Raw genomic sequence first — 25023 nt, 5'->3', positions numbered from 1 at the left:
AACCATGATTGCTGCCCGGACACGGTCTTGCGCTGGTCACAACGCGCCTGATTGTCAACGAAGCCTGAATTGGTCTGGAGATCAATAAAGGCTTCCCATGCTGCGATAGCGAAATCGTATCGCGGGAGCGCGAATGGCGCGCTCCCGCTCGCGGCGCAGGCACGATCAGAAGATCTTGACCGCGCTCTCCAGCGTCTTCCACACACCCCAGGCCAGGGGAACGCCGACGAAGGCCCAGAACAGCGCCGCCTTGGTGTCGAGTCCGCCAAAGCCGATGCCGTAGGAGCCGTGCGGCCCCAAGGCTGCGGCACTGGCGCTCGCCGCCTGCAGCTTGGCCACATCGGCGTCCTTCATGTGCCACTTCGCATCGACCGGCCTGATCAGATAGTTGCAGATCAGGCCCGCGATCAGCATCGCACACAGGATGTACATCGTCGTGTTGTAGAGCTGGTCACGCGGCACGCCGGCCGCAAGCTGGAACTCGCGGATATAGTTGACCACGACGGGGCCGATGATGCCCGCGGTCGACCATGCCGTCAGGAGCCGACCGTGGATGGCACCGACGAACTGGGTTCCGAACATGTCGGCGAGATAGGCCGGCACGGTCGCAAAGCCCCCGCCATACATCGACAGGATAATGCCGAAGCCGAGCACGAACAGCAGCTTCGAACCCATCGCAGCGAACGTCGGCGCCAGCGCATAGAGTGCGATGCCGAGGATGAAGAACGTATAGTAGGTGTTCTTGCGCCCTATCTTGTCCGACAGCGAGGCCCAGAAGAAACGGCCGCCGATGTTGAATAACGACAGCAGCCCGGCGAAGCCGGCCGCGATCGCGGCGATCTGCGCCTTCTGTCCGGCATCGAGCTGATTGAAGCCGACGTCCGGCAGGCCGATCAGCTTGCCGCCGAAAATCTCCTGCAGCATCGGCGAGGCCATGCCGATCACGCCGATGCCCGCCGACACGTTCAGGCACAGCACCCACCAGATCAGCCAGAACTGCGGCGTCTTGTGCGCATCATTGAGATGCACGTTGTTCTTCGAGATCATCGCGTTGGCCTTGACCGGCGCCGTCCAGCCCTCGGGTTGCCAACCGGCCGGCGGAAGACGATAGCGGAATGCGCCAATCATCATGAACACGAAGTAGATGACGCCCATCGCGACGAAGGTCTCCCAGACGCCGACCGAACTCGGGCTCTTGAAGTAGTTCATCAACAGGTTCGCCAATGGCGCGCCGATCATGGCGCCGCCGCCAAAGCCCATGATGGCCATGCCGGTCGCCATGCCGCGTCGATCCGGGAACCACTTCACCAGCGTCGACACCGGCGAGATGTAGCCGAGGCCGAGACCGATGCCGCCGATCACGCCCGACCCCAGCCACAGCAGCCAGAGCTGATGGGTGTAGATGCCGATCGCGCCGAGGAAGAGACCGCCGCACCAGCACAGCGCCGAGACGAAGCCGGCCTTGCGCGGGCCGACGCGCTCCAACCAGCCGCCCCAGACCGCCGCCGCAATGCCGAGCAGCACGAAGAACAGCGTGTACATCCAGCCCATGCTGGCGACCCGCCAGTCGCAGCTGGTCGTGAACAGCTCCTGCACCAGCGACATGTCGGGACACGCCTTCGGCGCGGTCACGCCGATCGCGCGCGACAGCGGCAGCCAGAACACCGAGAAACCGTAGGCCATGCCGATGCACAGATGGATGCACAGTGCGGCCGGCGGCACCAGCCAGCGATTGAAACCGGCCGTCGCGATCGTGCGTTCACGATCGAGAAAGCCGGGAGCACCAACCGGTGCAAGAACGGTATCGGCAGTCGTCATCAGCGTTTCCTCCCAGGCGCGGCCTTGCCGGCACATCGGTTTGAGACCGGCCGTGCGCGCCTGGCAGCAGCGCATGACAGGTCGGATTTCGTGCCGAAGCGGAATCGTCTGGTGCGCATTGCCTCGTTTGCACCTAGCAAGCAGCTGATCGCGGCGAGGTCCCTTCGCCTCGCGAGCAGTGTTGCAGTGACGGCTAGCGCGCCCTCATTCCCCTCAAACACCCTGACTTGAGATGAGCAACGCGCGTGCCAGAAGTCGCATCGTGACGATTCAACGACTTCCCGCAGCGCAATGCGCTGCGCCGGACAGAATGTCCGGAAGGCCTCGGACAAAATGTCCAATCAGGCGGCTTCCGGCAGCCAGACCGTGAATGTACTTCCGGAGCCGACGCGGCTTTCCGCCGTGATTTGTCCGCCCTGTCGCTCGATCAGCATCTGGCTGATGGAGAGGCCGAGCCCGGTGCCTTGCCGCTGCTTCGTCGTGTAGAAGGGATCGAAGATCTTCTCGATCACCTCAGTGCTCATGCCGATGCCGGTGTCGGCAACCTCGACGGCGACGCCTTGATGGCCGTCGCGCTCGGCATCGAAAGAGCGGAGCGTCAGGGTTCCGCCGTCGGGCATAGCGTGAATCGCGTTGACGATGAGATTGATCAGGACCTGCTGCAGCTCGTTGCGGTTCATCAGCACGAGCCGGCTGGCGCGGTCGTCCCTCACCACCGCAATCTCGGTCTTGTTCAGAAGATGCTGCACCAGCGGCAGACAGTCGGAGATCACGCTGGCCGGGGCATGGCGCTCGACATAACCGGCATATTCCTCCGGCCTCGCGAACTGCAGCAGCTTGGTCACGATCTGGCTGATGCGGTGAATCTGCTCGTCCAGCAGGCGAAACTCGACCTTCGCCTTGTCGGCATCGGCGCCGAACACGCTGCGGATGACGTCGAGATTGCCCTGCATCACCGCGATCGGGTTGTTGATCTCGTGCGCAACGCCGGCAGTGACCTCCCCGATCGCAGCGAGCTTCTCGGACATGATGAGCTGCTTGGTGGTCGCCTCGAGCTTGAGATTGGCGTGCTCGAGGTCCCGGGTGCGCTCGCGCACGCGGACATTCAGCTCCTCGTTCCATTCCCGCAGCTGTCGGTCGCGTTCCTGGATCTGGTCGAGCAGGCTGTCAAGATGAACAGCGACGCGGCCGATCTCGTCACCCGACGCCGGCATCTTGGTGCGGGCGGAGAGATTGCCGCGCTCCACCTCGGAGATCGTCGCCGTGACGCGCTCCAGCGGCATGAAGATGGAACTCGCCCAGCGCAGGAAGATAGGCACCGTCGCGGCGGTAATTGCGATGAACGCAGCGACGATGATCACCAATGTCTGGTATTTGGCTTCGCTGAATGGCTTCTCCAGAAAGCCGACATGCCGACGCGCTTGCCGTAGCTGTCGACCAGCGGCTCGTAGGCGGAGATGTACCAGTCGTTGACCACGAAGGCGCTGTCGAGCCAGGTGCGCCCCTCGCCCAGCACGGCCGAGCGCACCGCGGCCGACACGCGCGTGCCGAGCGCGCGCCGTCCCTCGAACAGACGGACGTTGGTCGATATCCGCACGTCGTCCAGGAACAGCGTCGCGGTGCCCTGGCTGCCTTCCGGCAGGCTCGCCGCGCGATAGACGAGATCGTTGATCGTGTCGATGAATTCGAGATTCTGGTTGAGCAGCGTGCCGCCGACCAGCGCGGCGGCGCCGCCATCCGGCAGCATCGCCCGGCTCGCCGCATGCACGACCATGCCGCGCGTCTCCGTGCTGCGGTCGGTCGGCACCGCGTTCGGGGTCGGCACGAGGTCCAATCGCGCGCGCTCGGCCAAGGCCGACGAGATGGCGGCGAGCTCGTCATTGCCGAAAATGTCGATGCCGGTCGCAGGGACCTCGCCCGACAGCGCCGACGTGATGATCGGCCAGTCACTTCTCGGTCGATGCTGCAGCGGCGGCGACGAGGCCAGGACGTCGCCGCGAGCGTTGGTCAGATACAGGAAATCGAGGCCGGTTTCCTTGCGGGTTTCGTCGAGCAGGTCGCGCAAGGAGCCGCGCGCATCCGTCGCCAGCACCTCGTGGAAGCGGGCCGACAGGCTGAGCGCCCGCAGCTGGACGCCGGTCTTCTCCAGGATGCGGGCGAGATATTGATGGGCGATGGTGAGATCGCCGTTCACCTTGGAGATCAGGGTCGCGTCGAACTTCGCGTTCCAGCGATAGATCGCAACGCCGAGCAGGAGCGGCAGGATGACCAGCATCGGCAGCAGCGCGATCGCGAGCAGCCGGAAGCGGACGGAGCGCCCCCGCACCGGCTCGCCGCTGCGGCCGGCCGCATCAGACATCCCACAACGCGCATTTGCGGTCGATGGTCTTGCGCGAGATACCGAGGCGCCGCGCCGCCTCCTCGCGATTGCCATTGACCTCCTTCAGCACGCCGAGGATGTGATGGCGCTCGAGCTCGGCGAGACTGTCGGCGGGCGCCGGCTGACTGTCGTTGCGGGGACCGGCGAAATCGTCGGGGAAGGCGCCGAGGATCAGCGTGCGCTCGATCAGATTGCGCAGCTCCCGCACGTTGCCCGGCCAGTCGTAGCTTGCGAGCGCCGCCCGCACCGAGGCGTCGATCGGCACCGGCGGCATGCCGAGCTGGACCGAGAGCTTGCTCATGAAGATGGTGGCGAGCTCCTGCACGTCGTCGCCGCGGTCCTTCAGGAGCGGCAGGCGGATCTGCATCACGTTGAGCCGGTAGAACAGATCGGCGCGGAAACGGCCCTTCTCGACCTCCTTCTGCAGCTCGGCATTGGTCGCGAAGATGAGGCGCAGGTCGACCGGAACCTCGCGCTCGGAGCCGACCGGGCGGACCCGGCGGTCTTCGAGCACGCGGAGCAGCTTGCTCTGCATCGGCAGCGGCAGCTCCCCGATCTCGTCTAGGAAAAGCGTCCCGCCATGCGCATACAGGAACAGGCCCTCGCGCCCCGAATCGGCGCCGGTGAAGGCGCCCTTGAGGTGTCCGAACAGCTCGGCCTCGATCATGTCGGGCGGGATCGCCGCGCAATTCACCGGCACGAAGGGCTTGTCGGCGCGGTCGGACAGCGAGTGGATCGAGCGTGCCGCGACCTCCTTGCCGGTGCCGGATGCGCCGGTGAGGAGAACCGAGGTGGGCAGGTGCGCCACGCGTGCGATGGTCTCGCGCACGCGCAGCGTCGCTGCCGATTGTCCGATCAGATTGTCGCGCAGGAGGGTTCGGTCGGACGAGGCACGCAGAGCATAGCGCAGCACATAGTTCTCGCGCTGGAGGCGAACCCGGTCGAGGCATCGTGCCACGGCGTTGAGGATCTGGTTGGAGCGGAACGGCTTGAGCACGAAATCGGCCGCACCGGCGCGCAGCGCCTGGATCGCAGTGTCGAGATCGGCATAGGCGGTGATCAGGATGGCATCGGCGAAGAAGCCGACGGCGCGCTGCTCGGCGAGCCAGTCGACGCCGTTCTTGCCCGGCATGATGTTGTCGAGAATGACGACGTCGTAGCGGTTGGAATCGAGCTTGCGCGAGGCCTGGTCGGTATCGGCCGCCTCGTCCACCAGCTTGCAGCGCGGCGCAAGGGTGCGCACCAGGAAATTGCGCATGCCCGGCTCGTCGTCGACGATCAGGATGGAAGCCTGCGCCAGCGCGCTGAATTCCGGCCCCGCGGCCGACTTGCCGGGCTTGACGGCAGGCTCGCGGCCCGCCGCGGGACTTGCGGCTGCGCTTGCCCTCGGTGTTGAGAAAGTCATGCCCGATGTCTTAGGTTTGAGAAATTGGTTTGAGATCATCCACCGAAATAATCGGCGCCTTCGCATTGCAGCGAAGCTCCGGCCATTTCTCCCGCACGCGCAGCATAGTCAAACCACGCCGCCGTGAACATTCGCCTTTCTACCGGGCGTTACTCTTTTCGACCAGGAACACGATGCGCGCCTCGTTGCGCTCGGTGATCTCGACCTTGTCGCCGGTCTCGCGGATCAGATTGGGAATATCGATCACCGAGAGTGGATCGGTGCAGTGAACTTCGAGCTGGTCGCCTGCCTTGAGCGGCTTGAGCGCCTTGCGCGTCTTGAGGGCCGGCAGCGGGCATTTCAGCCCGGTGAGATCGAGTGTCGTCCTGGTCATGGCCGCACCATGGCGAGGCGGAGCGGCTGCGTCAACGGCAGGAGGCATCAGATCAGGCTGGCGTAGGGCAGGAAGCCGACATCCTGCCCCGGCTCGACATTCGTGATGTCCTCGCCGAGTTCGACGAGGCCATCGGTCTCGACCAGCGAGGATAGGAGCCCTGCCCCTTCGCGCGGGAACTTGATCGCCTCGAGCCCGCCGTCCTGCGCGCGCCGCAGCGAGGCGCGCACATATTCACGCCGGCCGGACTTCTTCTTGTAGGTGAACGCCGCGCGCAGCGGGATCGCCAAAAGCGGCTCCGGCAAGGCGCCCGCCAGCGCCAACACCGTCGGGCGCACCACGTGGACGAATGTCACGAAGCTCGCGACGGGATTGCCGGGAAGCCCGATCAACGGCGTGCCGTCGATGATGCCCATCGCCACGGGACGGCCCGGCTTGATCGCCATCCGCCACAGCACCAGCGAGCCGATGCTCTCCACCGCCGCCTTGACGTGATCTTCCTCGCCGGTCGAGACGCCGCCAGTGGTGAGAATCAGGTCATGGTCGCCTCCGACCTGCTTCAGGCCGCGCGCCAGCGACGCTCGCTCATCGCGCAGAATGCCGAGATCGCTGACCTCGCAGCCGAGCCGCCGCAGCATCGCCATCAGCATGAAGCGATTGGAATCGAACAATTGCGAGGCGGCGCGCGGCTCGCCGGGCGAGGCGAGCTCGTCGCCGGTCGAAAACACGGCGACACGGATGCGCCTGACGACGTCGAGCCTTGTCAGGCCGAACGCGGCGGCAAGGGCGACATGCTGCGGCCGCAGGCGCTGGCCGGCGCGCAGCGCGACCTGACCTTGGGGAATGTCCTCGCCTGCAGGCCGCACATTTGCGCCGGGCTTCAGCCCCGGCGGCAGCACGATTCGGCCTGAAGCATCGATGCGGACGTCCTCCTGCATGAAGACGGTCTCCGCATCCGGCGGCATCGGCGCGCCGGTGAAGATGCGCGCGGTGTGGCCGGGCTTGATCGGCGCTTGCGCAAGGCCGCCGGCCTGGATGCGGCCGTCAAGCGGGAAGGCCTGCTCTGCGCTTGCCGGAAGGTCGGCATTGCGCACGGCGTAACCGTCGACGGCGGAGTTGGTGAACGGCGGCAGCGGCAAAGGCGCGGCCACATCGCGCGCGAGCACGCGCCCGTCTGCATCGACCAGCGCCACCGTCTCGAGATCGACGATGGCGTTGACGCGCGTCGTGATGAGGTCGACGGCTTCGTCGACCGACATCATCGGGCCGCCAAAGGCAAAGCAATCGTCCGACAGTTGCGCCATGGTGCCTCGTCAGCGTGTCGCGGCGCTTCTTGCTACCGCTTCCTCGACCGGCATCGCCGCCCGTAGCATCAACGCCGCGGCAGCTGCGATATCGTCGAGATGGACAGCCGGCAGCCTGGTGTCAATCGCGACGTCGGTCGCAATCCCGGCAATTCCGGGATCGTCCGGAAACAGCAGCGGCTTGCCGTTGGCGGCACGATGCACCTCGATCTTGCGGTGCGGCTCGCGCTTGAATCCCTCGACCACGACGAGATCGACCGCGGAGAGCTTGTCGAGCAGCTCCGGCAGCCGCGGCTCCGCCGCCCCGCGCAACTCGTGCATCAGCGCCCAGCGTTTGGACGAAGCCACCAGAACCTCGGCCGCGCCGGCCTCGCGATGGCGCCAGGAATCCTTGCCGGGCACGTCCACGTCGAACTGATGATGCGCATGCTTGATCACGGAGACGCGCAGGCCCTGCGCGTTGAAGTGCGGGATCAGCCGCGTCAACAGCGTTGTCTTGCCCGCACCGCTCCAGCCTGCAAGGCCGATGACTTTCATCCCAGCTCTCTTTTCCAGCAACCAGCACTCGCCGATGGAACCACCATCCCCTCCCCGTCATTGCGAGCGCAGCGAAGCAATCCAGACTGCCGCTGCGGAAAGATCCTGGATTGCTTCGCTGCGCTCGCAATGACGACAAGGCGGCATTTCGCTCTCTCCCCGCCATGCTTATATCGGCTTGACCCGAATGTCATGCTAACCTCGCCGCCATGATGAAGATCGACAAAGCCCCGGTGCCCCTGATCGTCCCCAATCCGGACGACCCGCGCCTGACCCAGAGCGTGACCGGCACCGACCAGACCGGCGCCAGGGTCGAGATCAAGGTGCCGATGGAGCGGCCGCTGACGCTCTATCTGAACGCCCAGGAGATCGTCACCATGATGACGATCGGCGACTACCCGGAATATCTGGCGCTCGGCTATCTGCTGAACCAGAACATGCTGAAGTATAATGACGTGGTCACCGAGGTCGAGTACGACGACGACCTCCAGGTGGTCGTCGTGCGCACCTCACACCACACCAATTTCGAGGCCAAGCTGAAGAAACGCACGCAGACTTCGGGCTGCGCGCAGGGCACCGCCTTCGGCGACCTCTTGGAGGCGGTCGAGAGCGTCGCGCTGCCGAAGGCGGAGCTGCGCACCTCCTGGCTCTACCAGATGACGCAGACCATCAACACCATGCCCTCGCTTTATCTGGAGGCCGGCGCGATCCACGGCTGTGTGCTGTGCAAGGAGGGCACGCCGCTCTGCTACACCGAGGATGTCGGCCGCCACAACGCCGTCGACAAGATCGCGGGCTGGATGTACCGCCACGGCGTCGACGCGTCCGACAAGATCCTCTACACCACGGGGCGCCTCACCTCGGAGATGGTGATCAAGACCGTGCGCATGGGCATTCCGATCCTGGTGTCGCGCTCCGGCTTCACCGCCTGGGGCGTCGATCTCGCACGGCAGGTCGGCCTGACGCTGGTCGGGCGCACCCGCGGAAAGCGCTTCATCGCGCTCGCAGGCGAAGAGCGTATCGTCTACGACCAGAACCTCGCTTATGTCGAAGAGGAATCGGCCAAGCACAAGCGCAAGGGTGAAGGCGGTGACGACTGACATTTTCGCGGCGCGCGTTCCGCCGACGCTCGGCGTGCTGCTCGCCGGCGGGCTCGCGCGGCGCATGGGCGGCGGCGACAAGCCGATGCGCATCATCGGCGGCCGCACCATTCTGGAGCGTGTGATCGCGCGCCTTGCGCCCCAGTGCAGCGGACTGATCCTCAACGCCAACGGCGATCCCGCCCGCTTTGCCGCGTACGGCTTGCCGGTCGTCGCCGACGACGTGCCCGGCTTCCCGGGTCCCCTCGCCGGCATCCTCGCGGCGCTCGACTGGACCGCGGCGAACCGGCCGCAGATCGAATGGGTGCTCAGCGCCGCCGGCGATTGCCCGTTCCTGCCGCGCGACCTCGTCGCGCAGCTGCATGAGGCGCGCGCGCGTGAGAATGCGCAGCTTGCGGTCGCAGCCTCAGGCGAGCAGTCGCATCCGGTGATCGGCCTGTGGCGAGTCGCCTTGCGCGATGAGCTGCGCCACGCGCTCGTGGACGAAGACCTCCGCAAGATCGACCGCTGGACCGCGCGCTATCCGCTCGCAACGGTGACCTGGCCGAACGAGCCGCTCGATCCGTTCTTCAATGCCAACACGGTCGAGGACATTGCCGAGGCCGAGCGGCTGGCGGCGCTGGATGAGGCATCCTAGCGACTCTATGATTTCGGAAACTCGTTGAGGAGCTGCGCCCAGATGATCGCGAAGGCGATCAGGCCGCAAATGCCGACGGCAGTGGTGAAGCGCGGCAAACGGCCGATCGCAACCAGCACCCAGGCCGGCAGGAAGAACGCCCCGAAAACCATGCCCAGCGGAAACACCGCGAGCCATTGAAAGCCGCTGCCGTCTCCGGGCGGGACATTCGCGATGTAATGGAAGGTGTAGAGCCAGAACAGCGTGCCGGCCGCCGCGACGAGAGCAGCGATTTTGCGGAAATTGAGGGGCGTCGATGCGGTCATGACCTGGCTCATGTTCCTTGGTCGCTGCGGCGCCCCCCCAAGTTCATGACGTCTTGAACCGGACCTGGAACGGGAGCGACCACAGGTCTGGACATTCCCCGGACGAAGCCATGGCCGCCCCTCTCTTGAATACGATCTTCGAATTCGTCGACTTCGTCTTCGAACTCTCCGAGACGATCGATCGCACGAGGCAGCTGAGCAAGCCTGACATCGTCGAGGTGCCGCCCGACCCCAAGCCATTGCCGGCCGCCGCACGGCGTGCGCTGGCCGAGGCCGAGGAACGGGAGCGCAAGCGAGAGCAGGCCGCTCAGGCCGCCGGCGCCACCGACCAGGCGTCGCAACCGTAGATCCAGCTGATATCTACGCTGGCCGGAAACCCGCGCGCTCGAGTGCGGCGCGCGCTGCGTTCGAGCCGAGCGCATCGAGAAAAGCCCGCACCGCCGGCCGGTCCTTGCGCGCGGTCACCAGCGCGAAATCGTAGTGCTCTTCGGCGAGCGGAATGAAATCGAGGCCGGCCGCATGGGCGACCGGCGCAATGGTCACGCCCCAATCGGCCCGGTGCTGCGCGACGGCCGCCGCCACCGCATTGTGCGAACGCGGCTGGTTCCAGTAGCCTTCCGGACGCGCACCGCCGAGCAGCCGGTCGATCAGGATGCGCGTGCCGGCGCCCTGGTTGCGGTTGACCATGATGCAGGCGGGATCGGCGAGCGCTGCGGCAACAGCATCCTTTGCGCTCAGGCCCTCGAAACGTTTGTCGCCCTTGCGGAAGACAATGCCCTGCATCCGCCGCCAGCCGGCGACCAGCTCGAGTCCCTCGACGAGATAGGGCGTGTTGTAGCTCTCGCTGCGATCGTCGAACAGATGGATCGGCGCGAGATCGCATTCGCCACGTTTGGCTGCTGCAAGCCCGCCGAGGCTGCCGACCGCGATCGAGCGCACGGTGAGACCAGCATGCGCGAGCTGTGCGGTGACGAGATCAAGGCCGGTGCAATGGCTGCCGACGATGACGAGATCCGGCACGCGCACATGCGGCGTGAACAGCGTCACCTCGGTTTCGGTGCCGGCCGGCATCTGGTCGGCAAGTGCATCGATGCGCAGAAAGCCGTCTGCCTGAGCAAAGGACGTGATCGCACCAGACCCCTTGCCGGAGGGATAGGCGATGAGGCCCTCCCTGCCCTCAACCAGCGAGACCATGACGAATTCGGTGCGGCCGAGCTCGGAGGCGATGCGCACCGGCACCGTTGCGTTCACCTTGGCATCGGAGCGCGGCGGCAGTCCGGCCATCCGGCGCAGCACCGGCACGATCATGTCGTGGAAGGTGAACATCGCCGAGGTCGGAAAGCCCGGCAGGATCACGACGGGCTTGCCGTCGCACACCGCAAGGCACAACGGCTTGCCGGGCTTGAGCGCGACGCCATGGGCGATGATGCCGGGTGCGCCGAGTCGGCTGATGATGCGATGAGAGAGATCGCCCGCACCTTTCGACGTGCCGCCCGAGAGCACCAGCATGTCGGCTTCCGCAAGCGCGTTGCGCATGGCGGCTTCGAGCCTGGCTTCGTCGTCCGGCACGGCGCCGAGGAAGACGGCCTCGCCACCGTTTTCGTCGACCGCGGCCGCGACGATGGCGCCATTGGTATCGTAGATCCCGGCGGGCGCGAGCACCTCGCCGGGCTGAACCAGCTCATCGCCGGTGGAGATCACGGCAACCCGCGGCCTGCGCGCGACACTCACCTCGGCGATGCCGCAAGCCGCCAGCATGCCGATCTCGCGCGAGCCGATGATGGTGCCGGCGCGCAGCAGCGCCTCGCCCCGCGCGATGTCGGACCCGGCATACGAGACGAATTGCCCCGGCGAGACGGCGCGACGGACATCGATCGCATCCTGGCCGGCCGGCTGGGTGTGCTCGACCATGACCACGGCATCGGCGCCGCGCGGCAACGGACCGCCGGTGGCGATCGCCGTTGCGGTTCCGGCCGCCACCTGCAGCGCCGGCGCGGTCCCGCAATGAACGGTCTCGCCATTCAGCGCGAGGCGCACGGGCGCGCCCTCCCCGGCCGCCGCAAGGTCGGCGGAACGCACGGCAAAGCCGTCGACATTGGAGCGGTCGAACGGCGGCACGTCGATCGGCGCCGTGATATCTTCGGCGAGGGCAGCGCCCAGCGCGGCTGCGAGCTTGCGCGTTTCAGTTCGAAGCGCGCGCGGGAACAAGGCCGCCTCGAAGCGCGCCAAGGCCTCTTCGCGCGACAGGATCTTGAGGAACTGCTCCTGCTCGAGCGCGCTGCGGTCCGGTGATTTCGGGATCATCGTCATGCCAGAACCCTTATCACGCCCGCATCAGATACGCATCGATCGGCGTACCTGCCGCAAATCCCTCGTCGCTGGCGGAAATGAGCAGCCATGCGTCCGCACGGGCGATGGCCTGAAGCGGCCATTCGCCCACGGCAAGCGGCATCCAGGCACGATGTTCCTCAGCCAGCAGAGCGATCTCCGTGATGCCGACGCTGGAGGCGATTTTTCGCGCAAGCGGCAGCGACACTTTTCGACGCGGCCGACGCGCCGACAAACGATCGACGAGCGGCAGCACCAGTGCAAGCCAAGCTGCAAGCGCATGATCGGGTGGGCCGGGCAAGGCGACGACGGGAACCCGTCCCAGCCGTCCGACCGCAGCGGTGCGTCCCGGCTGCAGCGCAAGGCCGTGCGCCATCACCTCGCCGCGCCGGGCCAGGGCGGCGATGGCGGCGTCCTGGCGGCCGACGCCGCTGCCGCCGATGATCAGCAGAACATCGCAGGAGGACGCATCGAGCGCATCGGCAATCGACGCTGCATCGCGCGCACGCGCTGGACGCGTTTCCACATCCAGTCCCGCTCTGTGCGCGATCTCGGCAATCGTCTGCGCCGTGACCGTCCCACCCGGCACATTGACGATGCGCAGCCGCGGCCGCCTTACAGCGATTTTCTCCACGCCCGCCACACGCGCCAGCAACAGGTCCGCCGCACGGATGGGATGGCCGGCGTCCCCCACGGCCCTGCGCGCGGCGATGTCGCTGCCTGCGCGCCTGACACCCTGCCCCGGCGCGCCCTCTGCGAGCACCTGGGCAAGCGGCCCCGACGTCTCCACAGCGTCGACATCGAGCACGCAGTCGCATCCCGCCGGCATCGCCTCGCCCGCCTCGACCCATACAGGAGCCATTGCCAGCGGCACAGGCGAGTAAGCGGACGCCCCGACGAGATCGTTGGCAGATAGCGCCCAACCATCTACGGCCGCAACGTCCCGCGAAGGATAGCCGGCAAGCAGCGGCGCACCCGCAGCGATGCAGCCGATTGCGTCCGCCAGCGGCACCTCCATCGGCGCGACGGGATCAACGCCCCGCAGCAGCGCGGCGAGCGCGGTGTCGAGCGGCGTGAGCGAGGGCGGCAGGCGCTGGGTCATGCGCCATGAGGACCATGCATCGTCCGGTTTGGCAACCGCCGGCGGTGCCGGCCTCAGCCGCCCGACCTGTCCGAATTGGGAAAGAACAGCTGCTGCCCGTCCACCTTGTAGCCGGCGATCGCCGCCTGCCCCTCCGGCGACGTCAGCCAGTCGACGAAAGTCTGCGCGAGGTCCTTCTTCACGTTCGGGAACTTCGCAGGGTTCACCAGCATCACGCCATATTGGTTGAGCAGCCGCCGGTCGCCTTCGACGACGATGTCGAGATCGCCGCGATCGACGAAGGCGATCCAGCTGCCGCGATCCGCCAGCACATAGGCATTGGCGGCGCGCGCGGTCTCGAGCGACGCGGCCATGCCGGGCCCGGCCTCGCGATACCAGGCGCCCTTGGCGCGGGCAATGTCGATGCCGGCGACGATCCAAAGCGCGAGCTCCGCGGCATGAGTGCCCGATCGATCGCCGCGCGTCACGAACGGCGCGCCCTTGGCTTCGATCGCCTTCAGCGCCGTCGCGATGTCCTTGCCCTTCACGCCCGCGGGATCGCTCTTCGGCCCGATCAGCACATAGTCGCTGTACATCACATCGTAGCGCTTCACGCCAAAGCCGTCGGCGACGAACTTCTCCTCCTGAGGCCGCGCGTGCATCAGCACGACGTCGACCTCGCCCCGCCGCGCCCCATCGAGCACTTCGTCGGCACGCCGCGCGATCACGGTGACGTCGATGCCGGTCTTGTCGCGGAAGATCGACAGCAGATAGTCGAGCAGCCCGGATTCCTGCGTCGCCGTCGTCGAAGCGAGGACGATGCTGCGGTCCTCCGCGGCCGACGCCGCAAAGCCTGCGGTAAGGCCGCAGAGAAGCGCAAGTGCAACGGACAGGCGGCCCATGATCGGGTTCCCTCGGTTATGACGCCGTCATGATGATGATCGATTGCGCCGCACTCGTGACGCGCTTTTGCGCTGCCGGCCGGGAAATTTCGGCAACTGCATCGAGGCGCACCGCGCGCGATCTCCTGAGGATCGTTCACCAAAGCAGAAATCGCGCGTGCGGATGTGTTGCAAAGCAGCGAGATGATCGGGCATGGTTCCCCGCGACAAAAATCTGAAATGCAGAATTCCACCTGCGTCGGACGTCAAAAAGAAGCAAGAATTTGCATAGGAATGCAGGATGGAATTCCTGACCACCAGCGAAGCCGCCGACTACCTTCGGCTCGGCGAACGCAAGCTTTACGAACTCGTCACCACCGGTGCGATCCCCTGCAGCAAGGTGACGGGGAAATGGCTGTTCCCACGGCACGAGCTCGACCTCTGGGTCCTGTCGGGCCTCGCGCGCCCGGCCGGCATGTTGATCGCCGAGCCGCCGCCGGTCGTCGGCGGCAGCCACGACGAATTGCTCGATTGGAGCCTGCGCGAGTCCGGCTCCGGGCTCGGATCGATGAGCGAGGGCAGCGCGCGCGGGCTCGAGCGCTTGCAGCGCAATGAGGTGATGGCTGCGGCGGTGCACTTCCACGCGCTCGACGCCGGCGACAATTTCGCCAGCGATGCCAGTGTCGAAGCCCTGCGCACCACGCCGGACCTGCATGATGCGGTGCTGGTCGCGTTCGTCCGCCGCGAAGAAGGTCTCCTGCTGCCACACGACAATCCCAAGCACCTGCACAGCCTGCCCGACGTGCTCGCAGCCGGGGCCCGGATGGCGATGCGGCAACAGGGCACGGGCGCGCAGATGCTGCTCGACGTGCTGCTCAAGCGCGCCGGCGCCTCGATGCGGGACTTGCGCCGGATCGAGACGCCGGCGCTGACCGGCCCGGATCTGGCCGAGCTGGTTCGCGCCGGCCAGGCCGATTGCGGCATCGCGACGCGCGCCGCGGCGCGCTCGGCCGGTCTCGATTTCGTGCCGCTGGTCTGGGAGAATTTCGACCTCGCGATGCGGCAGCGCAGCTATTTCCGCCCCGCCATGCAGGCCTTGCTCCGCTTCCTGAACGAGCGGCGGCTGCGACAGCGCGCGGAGGAGCTGACCGGCTACGATCCCTCTCCCGCAGGACAAATCCGCTTCGCAGCCTGACATTGACGCCAGCCCCCTAATAGTTGCAAAAGAAACCAATTCGACCGGGCCATACCCGGACAAGCAACACCGGCCAACGAGCCGGATCAGGGAGGACGAGCGTGAACCCAATCAGATTTGGAGTGCCGGTCGCGGCCGCCTTGCTGGCGACCCTGCTGTCCGGCGCGGCGTCGGCGCAGGTTTCCGACGACGTCGTCAAGATCGGCGTGCTCACCGACATGAACGGCCCGGCCTCGGCGCCGACCGGCCAGGGCTCGGTGACCGCGGCGCAGATGGCGATCGACGATTTCGGCGGCAAGGTGCTCGGCAAGCCGATCAGCGTCGTGATCGGCGACCACCAGCTCAAGGCGGACATCGGCGCCTCGCTGGCGCGGCGCTGGTTCGACGTCGAGCAGGTCGATCTGATCGTGGACGTGCCGGTCTCGGCGGTCGGGCTCGCGGTGCAGACCATCGCCAACGAGAAGAAGCGGCTGTTCATCACCCACTCCACCGGCACCGCGGACTTCCACGGCAAGTTCTGCTCGCCTTACGCCATCCAATGGGTGTTCGACACCCGCGCGCTCGCGGTCGGCACTGCGGATGCGGTGGTCAAGCGCGGCGGCGACAGCTGGTTCTTCATCACCGACGATTACGCCTTCGGCCATTCGCTGGAGCGCGATGCTTCCGCCGTCGTCACCGCCAATGGCGGCAAGGTGCTGGGCTCGGTGCGGCCGCCGCTGGCGACGCCCGATCTCTCCTCCTTCGTGCTGCAGGCGCAGGCCTCCAAGGCCAAGATCATCGGCATCGCCGCCGGTCCCCCCAACAACATGAACGAGATCAAGACCGGCGCCGAGTTCGGCGTGTTCAAGGGCGGCCAGCAGATGGCGGCGCTGCTCGCGCTGATCACCGACATCCACGGCATCGGCCTGCAGGCAGCGCAAGGCCTGCTGCTGACCACCTCGTTCTACTGGGACATGGACGACAAGACGCGCGAATGGTCGAAGCGCTATTTCGCCAAGATGAACAAGATGCCGTCGATGTGGCAGGCCGGCGTCTATTCCAGCGTGTTGCACTATCTCAACGCCATCAAGGAGACCGGCACCGACGATCCGCTGAAGGTGGCGGCCAAGATGCGCGAGAAGCCGATCGAGGATTTCTTCGCCCGCAACGGCAAGCTTCGCGAGGACAATCTGATGGTGCACGATCTCTGGCTGGTGCAGGTGAAGACGCCCGAGGAGAGCAAGTATCCCTGGGACTATTACAAGATCCTCACGACGATTTCCGGCGACAAGGCGTTCGGCCCGCCGGACCCGGCCTGTCCGCTGGTGAAGAAGTGAGATTGGCGAGTATGAGGCCGCGATGACGGTGCACCCTCTCCCCCTTGTGGGAGAGGGTGGATTCGCGAAGCGAAGCCGGGTGAGGGGTTCTCTCCTCACGGACAGCGTTGCGAATGGAGAGAACCCCTCATCCGGCGCTTCGCGCCACCTTCTCCCACAACAAGGGGAGAAGGGAAGTAAGAGAGCTATTTCATCACGCCAATCTCACGGAAGTACTTAGCGACGCCCGGATGAAGCAGCTCCGGCCTCGGCGCCGCCGCGACGGTGTTCGTGGCGGTGGTCTCGCAGGCCTGCGCGAGCTTCCTGCAGAACGTCGCCTCGACGCCGTGCAGCGTCTTGGCGAGACGGTAGGCGACGTCGTCAGGCAGATCCTCGCGCGTGAGGATGAAGCTCCAGGAACCGAGCGAGGCGATCGGCTCGGTCTGCTTCGGGTAGGAGCCGGCCGGCACGGTCAGCGGCTTCAGGAACGCATGCTTGGCGCGGATGCGGGCGATCTCGTCCGCTACTGGCGCGATGAAGCGCGCGCCCGACGCGCTCGCGGCGACCGCGGCAAAGCCGGGCCAGCCGATGCCGGCGCCCCAGAGCGCAGCGACGCGGCCGTCCTCGACCATCGCGGGGCCGTCGCTGGCGCGGTCGAGATAAACAGCCTTGAAGTCCTCGTCCTGCTTGAGGCCGAGACCATCGAGCACATAGCGAGCCAGGATCGGCAGGCCCGAGCCCCTGGCGCCGAACGCGACGGGCTGACCGACGAGATCGCGGATGGTCGTGTACGGGCTGTCGGCGCGCACCACGAACATGCCGGGGTTGGAATAGATCGCCGTGAGGATCTTCAACGCTACCTTCGCCCGGCCGATGCCGGCGAAGGCCTCGTAGGCCGGCTCGCCCGCGACCAGCGCGAGATCGAGCTCGCCCTTCTCCAAGAGCGGGATGTTCTCGTTGCTGCCTTTGGTGTTGCGCGGGGCGATGATGATTTGCGGATCGGCCGCGTTCATCAGCTCCGCGAAGGCGTTGCCATAGAGCGGGAAGCCGCCGCCGGGCGTCGCGGTTCCCAGACTGAGCGTCGAGCTGATCGTCGCGGTCGGAATGGCCGTGCCTCCGGTCTGGGCGGTGGCGGGGCTGGCGAGCAGCGCCGCACCGAGAAGGATCATCGCGAATCTCATGGTCGTCCCTGACGGGTCTGCGTCAACACCGACTTGCGGCGATGTAGGCAGCCGCCGGTTTTTATGAAAGCATGCCGCGCAACGACAATAGAACAATGGGAGGTGTCATGTTGCGAATTTTGCGTCACGGTGTTTTCGGGCTCGCAGTGCTGTTGGGTCTTTTCAGCGCCACCCCTCCCGCCGCCGCAGCCTATCCCGATCGTCCCGTACACTGGCTGATCGGCTTTTCCCCCGGCGGCCCGGTCGACATCGTGGCGCGGATCATGGCGCAGTGGCTGTCGGAGCGGCTCGGCCAGCAATTCATCGTCGAGAACCGCACCGGCTCCGGCGGCAACATCGCCGCCGCCGCTGCGATCAACGCCCCGCCGGACGGCTACACGCTGCTGTTCGTCGCGCCGAACAACGCGATCTCGACCTCGCTCTACAAGAAGCTGCCGTTCGACTCTTTGCGCGACACCACCCCGGTGGCCAGCATCATGCAGCTCACCAACATGCTGGTCGTCTCCAACGCGTTTCCGCCGAAGACGGTTCAGGAGTTCATCGATTATTGCAAGGCCAATCCCGGCAAGATCACCTATGCCTCCTCCGGCAACGGCACCTCGGTGCACATGTCGGCCGAGCTGTTCAAGGCGATGACGAAGTGCGACATGGTGCACGTGCCCTATCGCGGCTCGGCCGTCGCCTTCCCCGACATCATCTCCAACAAGGTGCAGCTGATCTTCGACAATCTGCCCTCGGCAATGGAGCAGGTGAAGGGCGGCAACGTCCGCGCGCTCGGGGTGACCTCGCCGCAGCGCTGGCCGAGCGTGCCCGACGTGCCCTCAATCGCCGAGACCGTGCCGGGCTTCGAATCGGTCGGCTTCTACGGCATCTCCGCGCCGAAGGGCACCCCGCCCGAGGTGATCGAGATCCTCAACAAGGCCGTCGGCGAAGCACTGAAGGACCCGAAGCTGGTGGCGAAGCTCGCCGAGACCGGCGGCATCCCCAAGCCGATGACGCCGGCCGAGTTCGGCAAGCTGGTCGCGAACGAGACCGCGAAGTGGCGCAAGGTGGTCGAGTTCGCCGGGGTCTCGGTGGACTAGGCGGCGGCCGTGCCGCCGAGCGCAGCCGCACCATGTTCGAGGGGGCCAACAGGCCCTCTCAAAACAAAACTGCGAAAACAACCCCATGCACAGTAGACGGGTCCAGTGATTTCAATGGGTTACCACCCACACTGAAAAACCTCCCGAAAAGGCGGCTTGCTCCGTCGGGCAAAACAGGGTTATACAGGCATCATTGGCAAATTTCGGGTATTCGAAAACGACCCATGAGGCCGTGCCGGCGTTCCTATCCGCCCAGAGCCAGCATTGCACCCCCGCCTCCGGCCCTGTAAACGAACCGCGCACCGTTGCCGGCCGCGCTTAGCACGCGGCCGCCTCGCGGCGGGGCCTGTAGCTCAATGGTTAGAGCCGGCCGCTCATAACGGTCTGGTTGCAGGTTCGAGTCCTGCCGGGCCCACCAATGAAATCAAAGACTTACGAGGAGTCGTTTCGCTTCATCGGGATCACCGCACCAGAAACCGCACCAGAAACGTGCTCCTTTCGTTCGCCGGCTGGTCCGCGCTTGGCTATTTTCTCAACCGCATCGGACAAATAGTCGGGATGGTGATGGCCGTACGTGTTGAGTAGCACCTCGAGCGACATTCCGAGATAACCTGCGACCTGCCAAGGATCCGCACCTCTCTGCATGAGCCAAGTCGCTGCGGTGTGCCGCAAAGTGTGAGGTGAGATTCCTGGACCAATTCCGGCAAGCCTAACGGCAGTCCTGAATGCCGTTTTTACCGAGTTCACAGGCTTTGAATTGTACTCGACAAAGTGCTTTGCCTCTGGATCAATCCGATGCCAGCGCCGCAGGTGAGCAAGCAAGCGCACCGGGATCGGCACAGTCGGCTGTCGCTTGTTGGTTTTCGCGGCGCCCTGCTTCAGACGGTAATAGCGACCTCGCTCCAGATCCACGTATGAGCGACCAAGCGCTGGGATAGGAGATGCGGTTGCGATAGCCCCCGCACGGGTGCCGCTGTAAATTCCCAATAAGATGAAGCGAGCAAGATGTCGGAGTGGGCGTTTGCTCGTTGGGACCTTTATATCATTCAACGGCTGACGCGAGCCCTTCTGCATTTCGCGATAGCGCCAGCAGGTCCAGATCAGTTTGGCCGCATCGCTGCGCGTCAACCACTTGTCTCTCGGCTCACCCTTCTCAGGCAGAGAGACCTTCACGATTTCCCGATGATACCCTTCGTCTGCATGGTGACCGATGGCGGCACGGAGATCTTCAAGGTCTCGGCGAGCACCGCCCCTTTGGCGACGTTTTTTGGTGTAGGAGCGACATGCTTCACCATTGACCTCGCCAAGCATTTTTGCGCCCCACCAATCATTCAATCGTTCGATTCGCTTCTTGAGCTTACGGACGTCGGGGATGGTATCTTCGTTTTCGAAGTGGACATTGAAGCGACTGCGAAGCTTGTCTAGTTGCGCATCCAAATAAATCGAGAGGACATCTGCAATTGCGATATCGTCTATGTGCCGAACTCGTCGCTTCGGGGTGTGCTTGGAGGTTATGTAGTCCCTTAGTCTTTCTTCTGCGACCGCAATCTCATCTGGAGCGCAGCCTGTGCTGACATCCCGTCCGTTGTCTCTGATGATCCATGTTGCTTGGTGAGTGACCTTTCCGTTTTTATCGCGGCGGGTGGCCTTGAGCTGGAGTCTGGCGCCCTTGCTTCTTCGCGGCATAGCTCTCGCATCCGTTCGATATACGCCAGCGTTGTAAATTCCTTGCCGGCAATCTTCTCGATGATCAACCGGCTACGATCACGCTCACGGCGCAATCCCGCGACAGTCATTCCTCCTAGAGGAAACGCTCTCTTCACGGCATCAGCAAGGCGAAGAGGTGTATCAGGTGTAATTTCAGGTTGCGCTCGATCTGGCATCGACGCTTTTCAGCTGTGGTGGAGCTCATACGAGCAGACCAATCATCATTTGCAGAGACTTACATTCGCATAAAGTATCCACTCTCCTGCATCGCATGATTGGGCACGTCCTCGCTCAAACGATCAGGAAAGCGTAGAACAGAGAATGGATCGGTCCCTGTGAAGGGGACTTGGGCGCCAGGGCTTCTGTACGAGGGAGTGCTCCCATTCACTTGTGGCTTTGGTCACCACAATCATCCCGCGGCAGGACGAACAAATTTCGACAACCGATGACTGAAATTCCACTCTTGGCCCGCCCCCTCGATCTGACTCAAGCCTCTTGCCGGCCAAAAAGCGTCTGACTGGCATTCCCTCTGCCGTGGTCCCCTTCCTGGCGATCTGCCGACGAGGCCATTGCCTCGGTTCAGATGTAGACCGCGCCGCACTGACAAGATTGGTAAGAATCGCGCATGCCCGTTTATGCCTCCGCAAAACAGGTCCCTCAAATTCGAACTAGGCCGCTAAAGGTCGGAACAGATCAGCGCCGGAGCTGCCTGCTGAAGCGGCCTTACTGCCCCAGCTCTCCGAGGATTCGGTCACGGTCTGCGATGTGCTGCATATGAGATTCGTAGAAGTTATCGAGCAGCTCTTGGGCCTGGGTCGTATCATAGCCATTGCGGACAAAATTCGCGACCCTCTGCTCTTGCTCTGCAATGTGCCGGGTTACTTCGGGCGACATGCGCCTCCACGAGAGAGTTGGTGGACGTGCCTACACTAAAAAGTAAATTGGATCAGCAGAGCAGGCCAGGTGCCCAATGGTGCGTAAGAACATCCCGCGAAACCGAAACACAGGCTCGCCACCGTGAACTGGCGGGCCGCCCGTTAGTGCCTCAGCTGGAGCTGCTCCAATCCCTCCTCGATCACTCGGAGATCATCAAGTAAAGCATCCCGAGAGTCAGTTGGATTAATGCCTGATGTGGACCGTAGCTGCTCGAGCAAGTGGCGCCGAAGGTCTCGCATATTTTCCAAGGCTTGCCGGTTCTTCAGACGAACATAAGCCGAAACGATCGATTCAATGCTTGTTGCCAATGGGTAGGTCCAAATACAAAATTCTAAAGTAGGTTGCATCGTAGCCCATTGGAGAAAACCCGCAACCCGACGTCATTACAGAATTCGGTGACCATCAGGCCCAAGGTGTCCTTTGGGACGGGGCCGCGGGGGACATACGCGGCCTTGTCCTTTGGGAGAATGCCGGCCCAGCGCCCCCCGGCGGTGCCTTCCCCGAGGCTGGACTCGCGGCCGGAGAAAAGGTGCCCCTCGCCTGGCAGCCGCTCCAGGACAATTCAGGCCTGATCTGACAGCTGGAGTGGCTGGGCCGTCGGCCTTCCACAATGGAATTCAGTACCCGCCTCGGAACCACGCCTTTCGCCTGACCCAAGTCGGCACGGCTCACTGTGGGGCTCCACGCCATGTCATTGACTTCGCTCACGAACCCTGGAGTATGATTGGTCCGGATGGCTTGCGTCGGCGATATTCAAGGCGCGCTCCACGTCCGTTTTCAGAGCTATTTTCTGGGCGAGCGTCACCCTGGGCCAAGCCCCCAGCAGGACGAAGCACCACCCGATTCCGCGCCGCCCATACTCTTCGATCTCGTTGACGTTAGCGGACGTTCCCTGCCGGATGAGGTACCGCTTCCCGGTATCGCATCCTAGGACGTCGAAGTACCCCTTCGTATCAAACTCGAACCTTGCTGGGGCGAAAGCCAAGTACGCAGATCTCGTAGCGCACGAGCCTGAATCGTTCTCTCGTCCTTAGCTGCCTGATACAGCCTACCAGCCGCCACGCTTCGAATGGGCCACCGGCCGACGTGACCAATCTTTCTCTTCACTTGGTGATCACCCGCCGACCAGCCGAGGGAAGAACAACGTCTCTTCGGCGGTCGGATCGAAAGAGGTGATCCTGGTTAGAAGTGCCTGCTGTCGCCGCTGTGATCCATCACGATTTGCGTCGCCATGATGAGGCTCCCGATTGCGTCTAAAAGGAATAGGAAGCCCAGAGCTCGTTCCTAACTTCGCAAAGACGCCCGCGAGACTTTCATCGGCCCGGGACGGCGTATCCGCCTGATAGGATGTGGCTTCTAGTCATTGCTCAAGTGGATATCTGCGATCGCGGCGGCGTGGCGGAGTAGTTCTGGGCCGAAAGCGAACGAGAGGCTACTGTTTTCTCGTCCCGCAGGCCTCGTCACCCGGCAACATCATCCGAAGCGCCCAGTTGCTGCAGGCAACGGAATCGTGCCGATCAATTCTGGAACGGGGCTCTTGCACTTGTCCCGGCTGCTTCTATTCGTGTGTCTTGCTTAGCGAAACGGCAAGTGCAGAAGGTCGGTCTGCGCCATAGCTGATTTCATTCCCTGCAATGGCGTTAATCTGTTATTTGAAGCGCACGCCGGAGCCGGAGTAATTTCGAGGATCGTAAGATGGGTGGGGCCGGCCTCCCCTAACCCGCAGAACATTCTGTCCCTCGGTCATGGTCTCGTCACCTGGTCCGTGCCCTAGGAAGGAAGCATGGCTGCAGCGTTCGACTGTCCAACCCCGGGGTTTCATGCGGCGGTCGTTTGAGTTAGATCTAGGGCATGGCGCCAACTAAGGCCTTACTCGGCGGCGTCCTGCACGGTTCGAATTTGCTCGGCGCGCTTGGCTAGTTCATCGTAACTTTGGGCAGCCTTGCGCAATGTTTCTCGGATCTGACTATGCTCGGCGTTGTCGGCCTTCGTGCGAAACTCTTCAGCGCGCATTTGCCAATATCTGGGCGTGTGCATCCGCTCGATACCCATGGCCGCTCCCCGATTGAATCGTTCACGCAATTAATGGACCTTCAGTCCAAGTGTTCCCTGCTAATTTCTATTCGGGGTGGGGTCAATCGTCCCAGGTGAGCTTCTGGCAATCGGCGCACTTGTAAATGCTAACAGGTTATCGGAGTGAGCTTTCCACTCGGCTCAGTCGACCGCTAGTGACCGCAGGTGCGGAATTGATGGTGTGCGGGCTGCGGGAGCGGGGAAAAGCGGAGCACAAGCCGTTAGCTTTCTCAACAATTAACCTAAGCTAGCTCACCGGCCGAAAGTTTCTTTGGAAGTTCATCTATTTTCACATCTGCTCCGCAACCCCTGCTCCCGAATGACATTGATCAACATGTGCTTAGGCGCAAGGCTATGCAGTCCATAGCCGGAGCGGCCCCAGCCCTGGGTCCTTGATCCAGGCCTGGGGTCGTTCTTTCTGCGCGCTCGGGCTTAAGGCACGCCGCTAGAGAGTGAGGTCGATCAGTTCGATCCATACATCTGCCGAAGAACAGGTGATCTCCATGAAAGCGGGACCTATGTACTGATGTGCGGCTGCTGGAAGGAAAAGACTTGCCCCGGGCGTAGACCACACCGGCCCAGGCTTTAGGGTTTTCGGATCGAAAGCGAGCTGGGACCGAGTGGTCTGCCGCTGTCTGCTCGGCAAACGCCGTTTCCCCTGCAAAAAAACATCCCTTGCGCATTCAACTTTGTGAATCGGACGCAAAACGAAGACCCCAGCCGGGGGAACTGGGGCCTCGTTGGCAACATGCCTTGCGAAAGTATGGGCACGCAAGACTGAATTTTAAACTGGCTGCGGAGACGCTCGTTCCTAAGAATAATGGACGCCCCGCCGGTCAGCCTTTCTTACGGCTGCTGCCCAGCCGGTTTCTTCAAGGCCAATCGGCGCGTCTTCTTCGCTTCGTACTGCACCTCATCGTCCTGTCACCCGCCACGCGGGCACGAGCGGCGTGGCATTTAAGGTCGCTCCGTTCTCGTCGCCCAGGCTGAGCTCCGGAACGTTCTGAGGGCGCGCGCTCGGGGAATAATGGCGAACTCCATCATCCTCATTCCCCCGCATGCTTAAGACGCTGCGGTTCGTGCGCGTCTAACGGCTTTCTGGCCGAGCGCCGAGATGGCGTATATCACCAGGCGGCAGCCAACCGGCATGTTCGTTACGATTGGCGCAGAATATGGTTGAAGGTGGTTGGCTGGTAAAGCACGGGCAGCGCTATGAGTCCACGGAGCAGGGTCTGAACGCCGCCGAATGATCTAACAGCGCAAAGGCCTTACCGCTTGGACCGGGCTTCACGCGACTTCTGCTGTCGGGCAAACGTTCAATGACAGATGGTCCATCATCCCAAAGGCTCACGCGAGCCCGCTCCTGAAGGACTTGATGAGACAAAAAGGATGAGCCGCAAGCCCA

General features: G+C 64.0%; 18 protein-coding genes, 1 tRNA gene and 1 pseudogene. 7 read left to right on the top strand and 13 right to left on the bottom strand.

Features of this window, described 5'->3' with window-relative positions; genetic code table 11:
- Positions 1 to 165: 165 nt before the first annotated feature.
- The 6 genes and pseudogenes from P0R31_RS05895 to mobB form a co-directional block, all read right to left on the bottom strand.
- Positions 166 to 1818 carry an OFA family MFS transporter gene (locus tag P0R31_RS05895; RefSeq protein ID WP_275513221.1) on the bottom strand — a complete coding sequence of 551 codons (1653 nt, stop codon included), beginning with the start codon at positions 1816 to 1818 and terminating at the stop codon, positions 166 to 168.
- A gap of 341 nt (positions 1819 to 2159) precedes the next feature.
- A pseudogene (locus tag P0R31_RS05890) lies at positions 2160 to 4177 on the bottom strand (sensor histidine kinase).
- Positions 4170 to 5603: a sigma-54-dependent transcriptional regulator gene (locus P0R31_RS05885; protein ID WP_275513220.1), complete on the bottom strand. Its 1434-nt coding sequence runs from the start codon at positions 5601 to 5603 to the stop codon at positions 4170 to 4172. The pseudogene P0R31_RS05890 and the gene P0R31_RS05885 overlap by 8 nt, the downstream one beginning before the upstream one ends.
- Before the next feature lie 139 nt (positions 5604 to 5742).
- On the bottom strand, positions 5743 to 5976 hold the full coding sequence (locus P0R31_RS05880) for a sulfurtransferase TusA family protein (RefSeq protein ID WP_275513219.1): 234 nt from the start codon (positions 5974 to 5976) through the stop codon (positions 5743 to 5745).
- Positions 5977 to 6023: 47 nt separating this feature from the next.
- The gene (locus tag P0R31_RS05875) at positions 6024 to 7280 is read right to left on the bottom strand and encodes a molybdopterin molybdotransferase MoeA (protein ID WP_275513218.1); all 1257 of its coding nucleotides are present in this window, start codon (positions 7278 to 7280) and stop codon (positions 6024 to 6026) included.
- Positions 7281 to 7289: 9 nt separating this feature from the next.
- On the bottom strand, positions 7290 to 7817 hold the full coding sequence (gene mobB / locus P0R31_RS05870) for a molybdopterin-guanine dinucleotide biosynthesis protein B (RefSeq protein WP_275513217.1): 528 nt from the start codon (positions 7815 to 7817) through the stop codon (positions 7290 to 7292).
- Positions 7818 to 8026: 209 nt separating this feature from the next.
- Here mobB and fdhD point away from each other — a divergent pair, with 209 nt between their 5' ends.
- Both fdhD and mobA read left to right on the top strand, forming a co-directional pair.
- The gene (gene fdhD / locus P0R31_RS05865; RefSeq protein ID WP_036011418.1) at positions 8027 to 8917 is read left to right on the top strand and encodes a formate dehydrogenase accessory sulfurtransferase FdhD; all 891 of its coding nucleotides are present in this window, start codon (positions 8027 to 8029) and stop codon (positions 8915 to 8917) included.
- On the top strand, positions 8898 to 9554 hold the full coding sequence (gene mobA, locus P0R31_RS05860; protein WP_275513216.1) for a molybdenum cofactor guanylyltransferase MobA: 657 nt from the start codon (positions 8898 to 8900) through the stop codon (positions 9552 to 9554). The genes fdhD and mobA overlap by 20 nt, the downstream gene beginning before the upstream one ends.
- 5 nt (positions 9555 to 9559) lie before the next feature.
- Here the strand turns inward: mobA and P0R31_RS05855 are convergent, their stop codons facing one another.
- Positions 9560 to 9859, bottom strand: coding sequence for a hypothetical protein (locus P0R31_RS05855; protein ID WP_109145958.1), 300 nt, complete (start codon positions 9857 to 9859; stop codon positions 9560 to 9562).
- A gap of 110 nt (positions 9860 to 9969) precedes the next feature.
- On the opposite strand from P0R31_RS05855, the gene P0R31_RS05850 reads away from it, so the two are divergent.
- On the top strand, positions 9970 to 10206 hold the full coding sequence (locus tag P0R31_RS05850; protein WP_275513215.1) for a hypothetical protein: 237 nt from the start codon (positions 9970 to 9972) through the stop codon (positions 10204 to 10206).
- Positions 10207 to 10219: 13 nt separating this feature from the next.
- Here P0R31_RS05850 and P0R31_RS05845 read toward each other — a convergent pair whose 3' ends face one another.
- The 3 genes from P0R31_RS05845 to P0R31_RS05835 are packed head-to-tail and all read right to left on the bottom strand — an operon-like array spanning position 10220 to position 14170.
- The gene (locus P0R31_RS05845; protein WP_275513214.1) at positions 10220 to 12169 is read right to left on the bottom strand and encodes a molybdopterin biosynthesis protein; all 1950 of its coding nucleotides are present in this window, start codon (positions 12167 to 12169) and stop codon (positions 10220 to 10222) included.
- A 13-nt stretch (positions 12170 to 12182) separates the two neighbouring features.
- A complete protein-coding gene (locus P0R31_RS05840) occupies positions 12183 to 13289 on the bottom strand; it encodes a molybdopterin-binding protein (protein ID WP_275513213.1) in 1107 nt (368 codons plus the stop codon).
- 53 nt (positions 13290 to 13342) lie between these two features.
- On the bottom strand, positions 13343 to 14170 hold the full coding sequence (locus tag P0R31_RS05835; RefSeq protein WP_275513212.1) for a substrate-binding domain-containing protein: 828 nt from the start codon (positions 14168 to 14170) through the stop codon (positions 13343 to 13345).
- A 280-nt stretch (positions 14171 to 14450) separates the two neighbouring features.
- On the opposite strand from P0R31_RS05835, the gene P0R31_RS05830 reads away from it, so the two are divergent.
- Positions 14451 to 15344 (top strand): helix-turn-helix transcriptional regulator, encoded by an 894-nt coding sequence (locus P0R31_RS05830; RefSeq protein WP_275513211.1) that lies wholly within the window; start codon positions 14451 to 14453, stop codon positions 15342 to 15344.
- A gap of 101 nt (positions 15345 to 15445) precedes the next feature.
- Positions 15446 to 16660, top strand: a complete 1215-nt coding sequence (locus P0R31_RS05825; RefSeq protein ID WP_275513210.1) for an ABC transporter substrate-binding protein — start codon at positions 15446 to 15448, stop codon at positions 16658 to 16660.
- 185 nt (positions 16661 to 16845) lie between these two features.
- Here the strand turns inward: P0R31_RS05825 and P0R31_RS05820 are convergent, their stop codons facing one another.
- Positions 16846 to 17820, bottom strand: coding sequence for a TAXI family TRAP transporter solute-binding subunit (locus P0R31_RS05820; protein ID WP_275513209.1), 975 nt, complete (start codon positions 17818 to 17820; stop codon positions 16846 to 16848).
- A 107-nt stretch (positions 17821 to 17927) separates the two neighbouring features.
- On the opposite strand from P0R31_RS05820, the gene P0R31_RS05815 reads away from it, so the two are divergent.
- On the top strand, positions 17928 to 18902 hold the full coding sequence (locus P0R31_RS05815; RefSeq protein WP_275513208.1) for a Bug family tripartite tricarboxylate transporter substrate binding protein: 975 nt from the start codon (positions 17928 to 17930) through the stop codon (positions 18900 to 18902).
- Positions 18903 to 19244: 342 nt separating this feature from the next.
- Positions 19245 to 19320 (top strand) — tRNA-Ile (locus P0R31_RS05810).
- Between the two features lie 14 nt (positions 19321 to 19334).
- On the opposite strand, the gene P0R31_RS05805 is transcribed toward P0R31_RS05810, so the two are convergent.
- Positions 19335 to 20588 (bottom strand): tyrosine-type recombinase/integrase, encoded by a 1254-nt coding sequence (locus tag P0R31_RS05805; RefSeq protein ID WP_275513207.1) that lies wholly within the window; start codon positions 20586 to 20588, stop codon positions 19335 to 19337.
- 2826 nt (positions 20589 to 23414) lie between these two features.
- On the bottom strand, positions 23415 to 23597 hold the full coding sequence (locus tag P0R31_RS05800) for a hypothetical protein (RefSeq protein WP_260380497.1): 183 nt from the start codon (positions 23595 to 23597) through the stop codon (positions 23415 to 23417).
- Positions 23598 to 25023: the final 1426 nt, after the last annotated feature.

This window comes from Bradyrhizobium yuanmingense (assembly GCF_029167105.1).
GTDB lineage: Bacteria > Pseudomonadota > Alphaproteobacteria > Rhizobiales > Xanthobacteraceae > Bradyrhizobium > Bradyrhizobium yuanmingense_A.
This window is presented reverse-complemented; position numbering and strand designations above follow the sequence as displayed.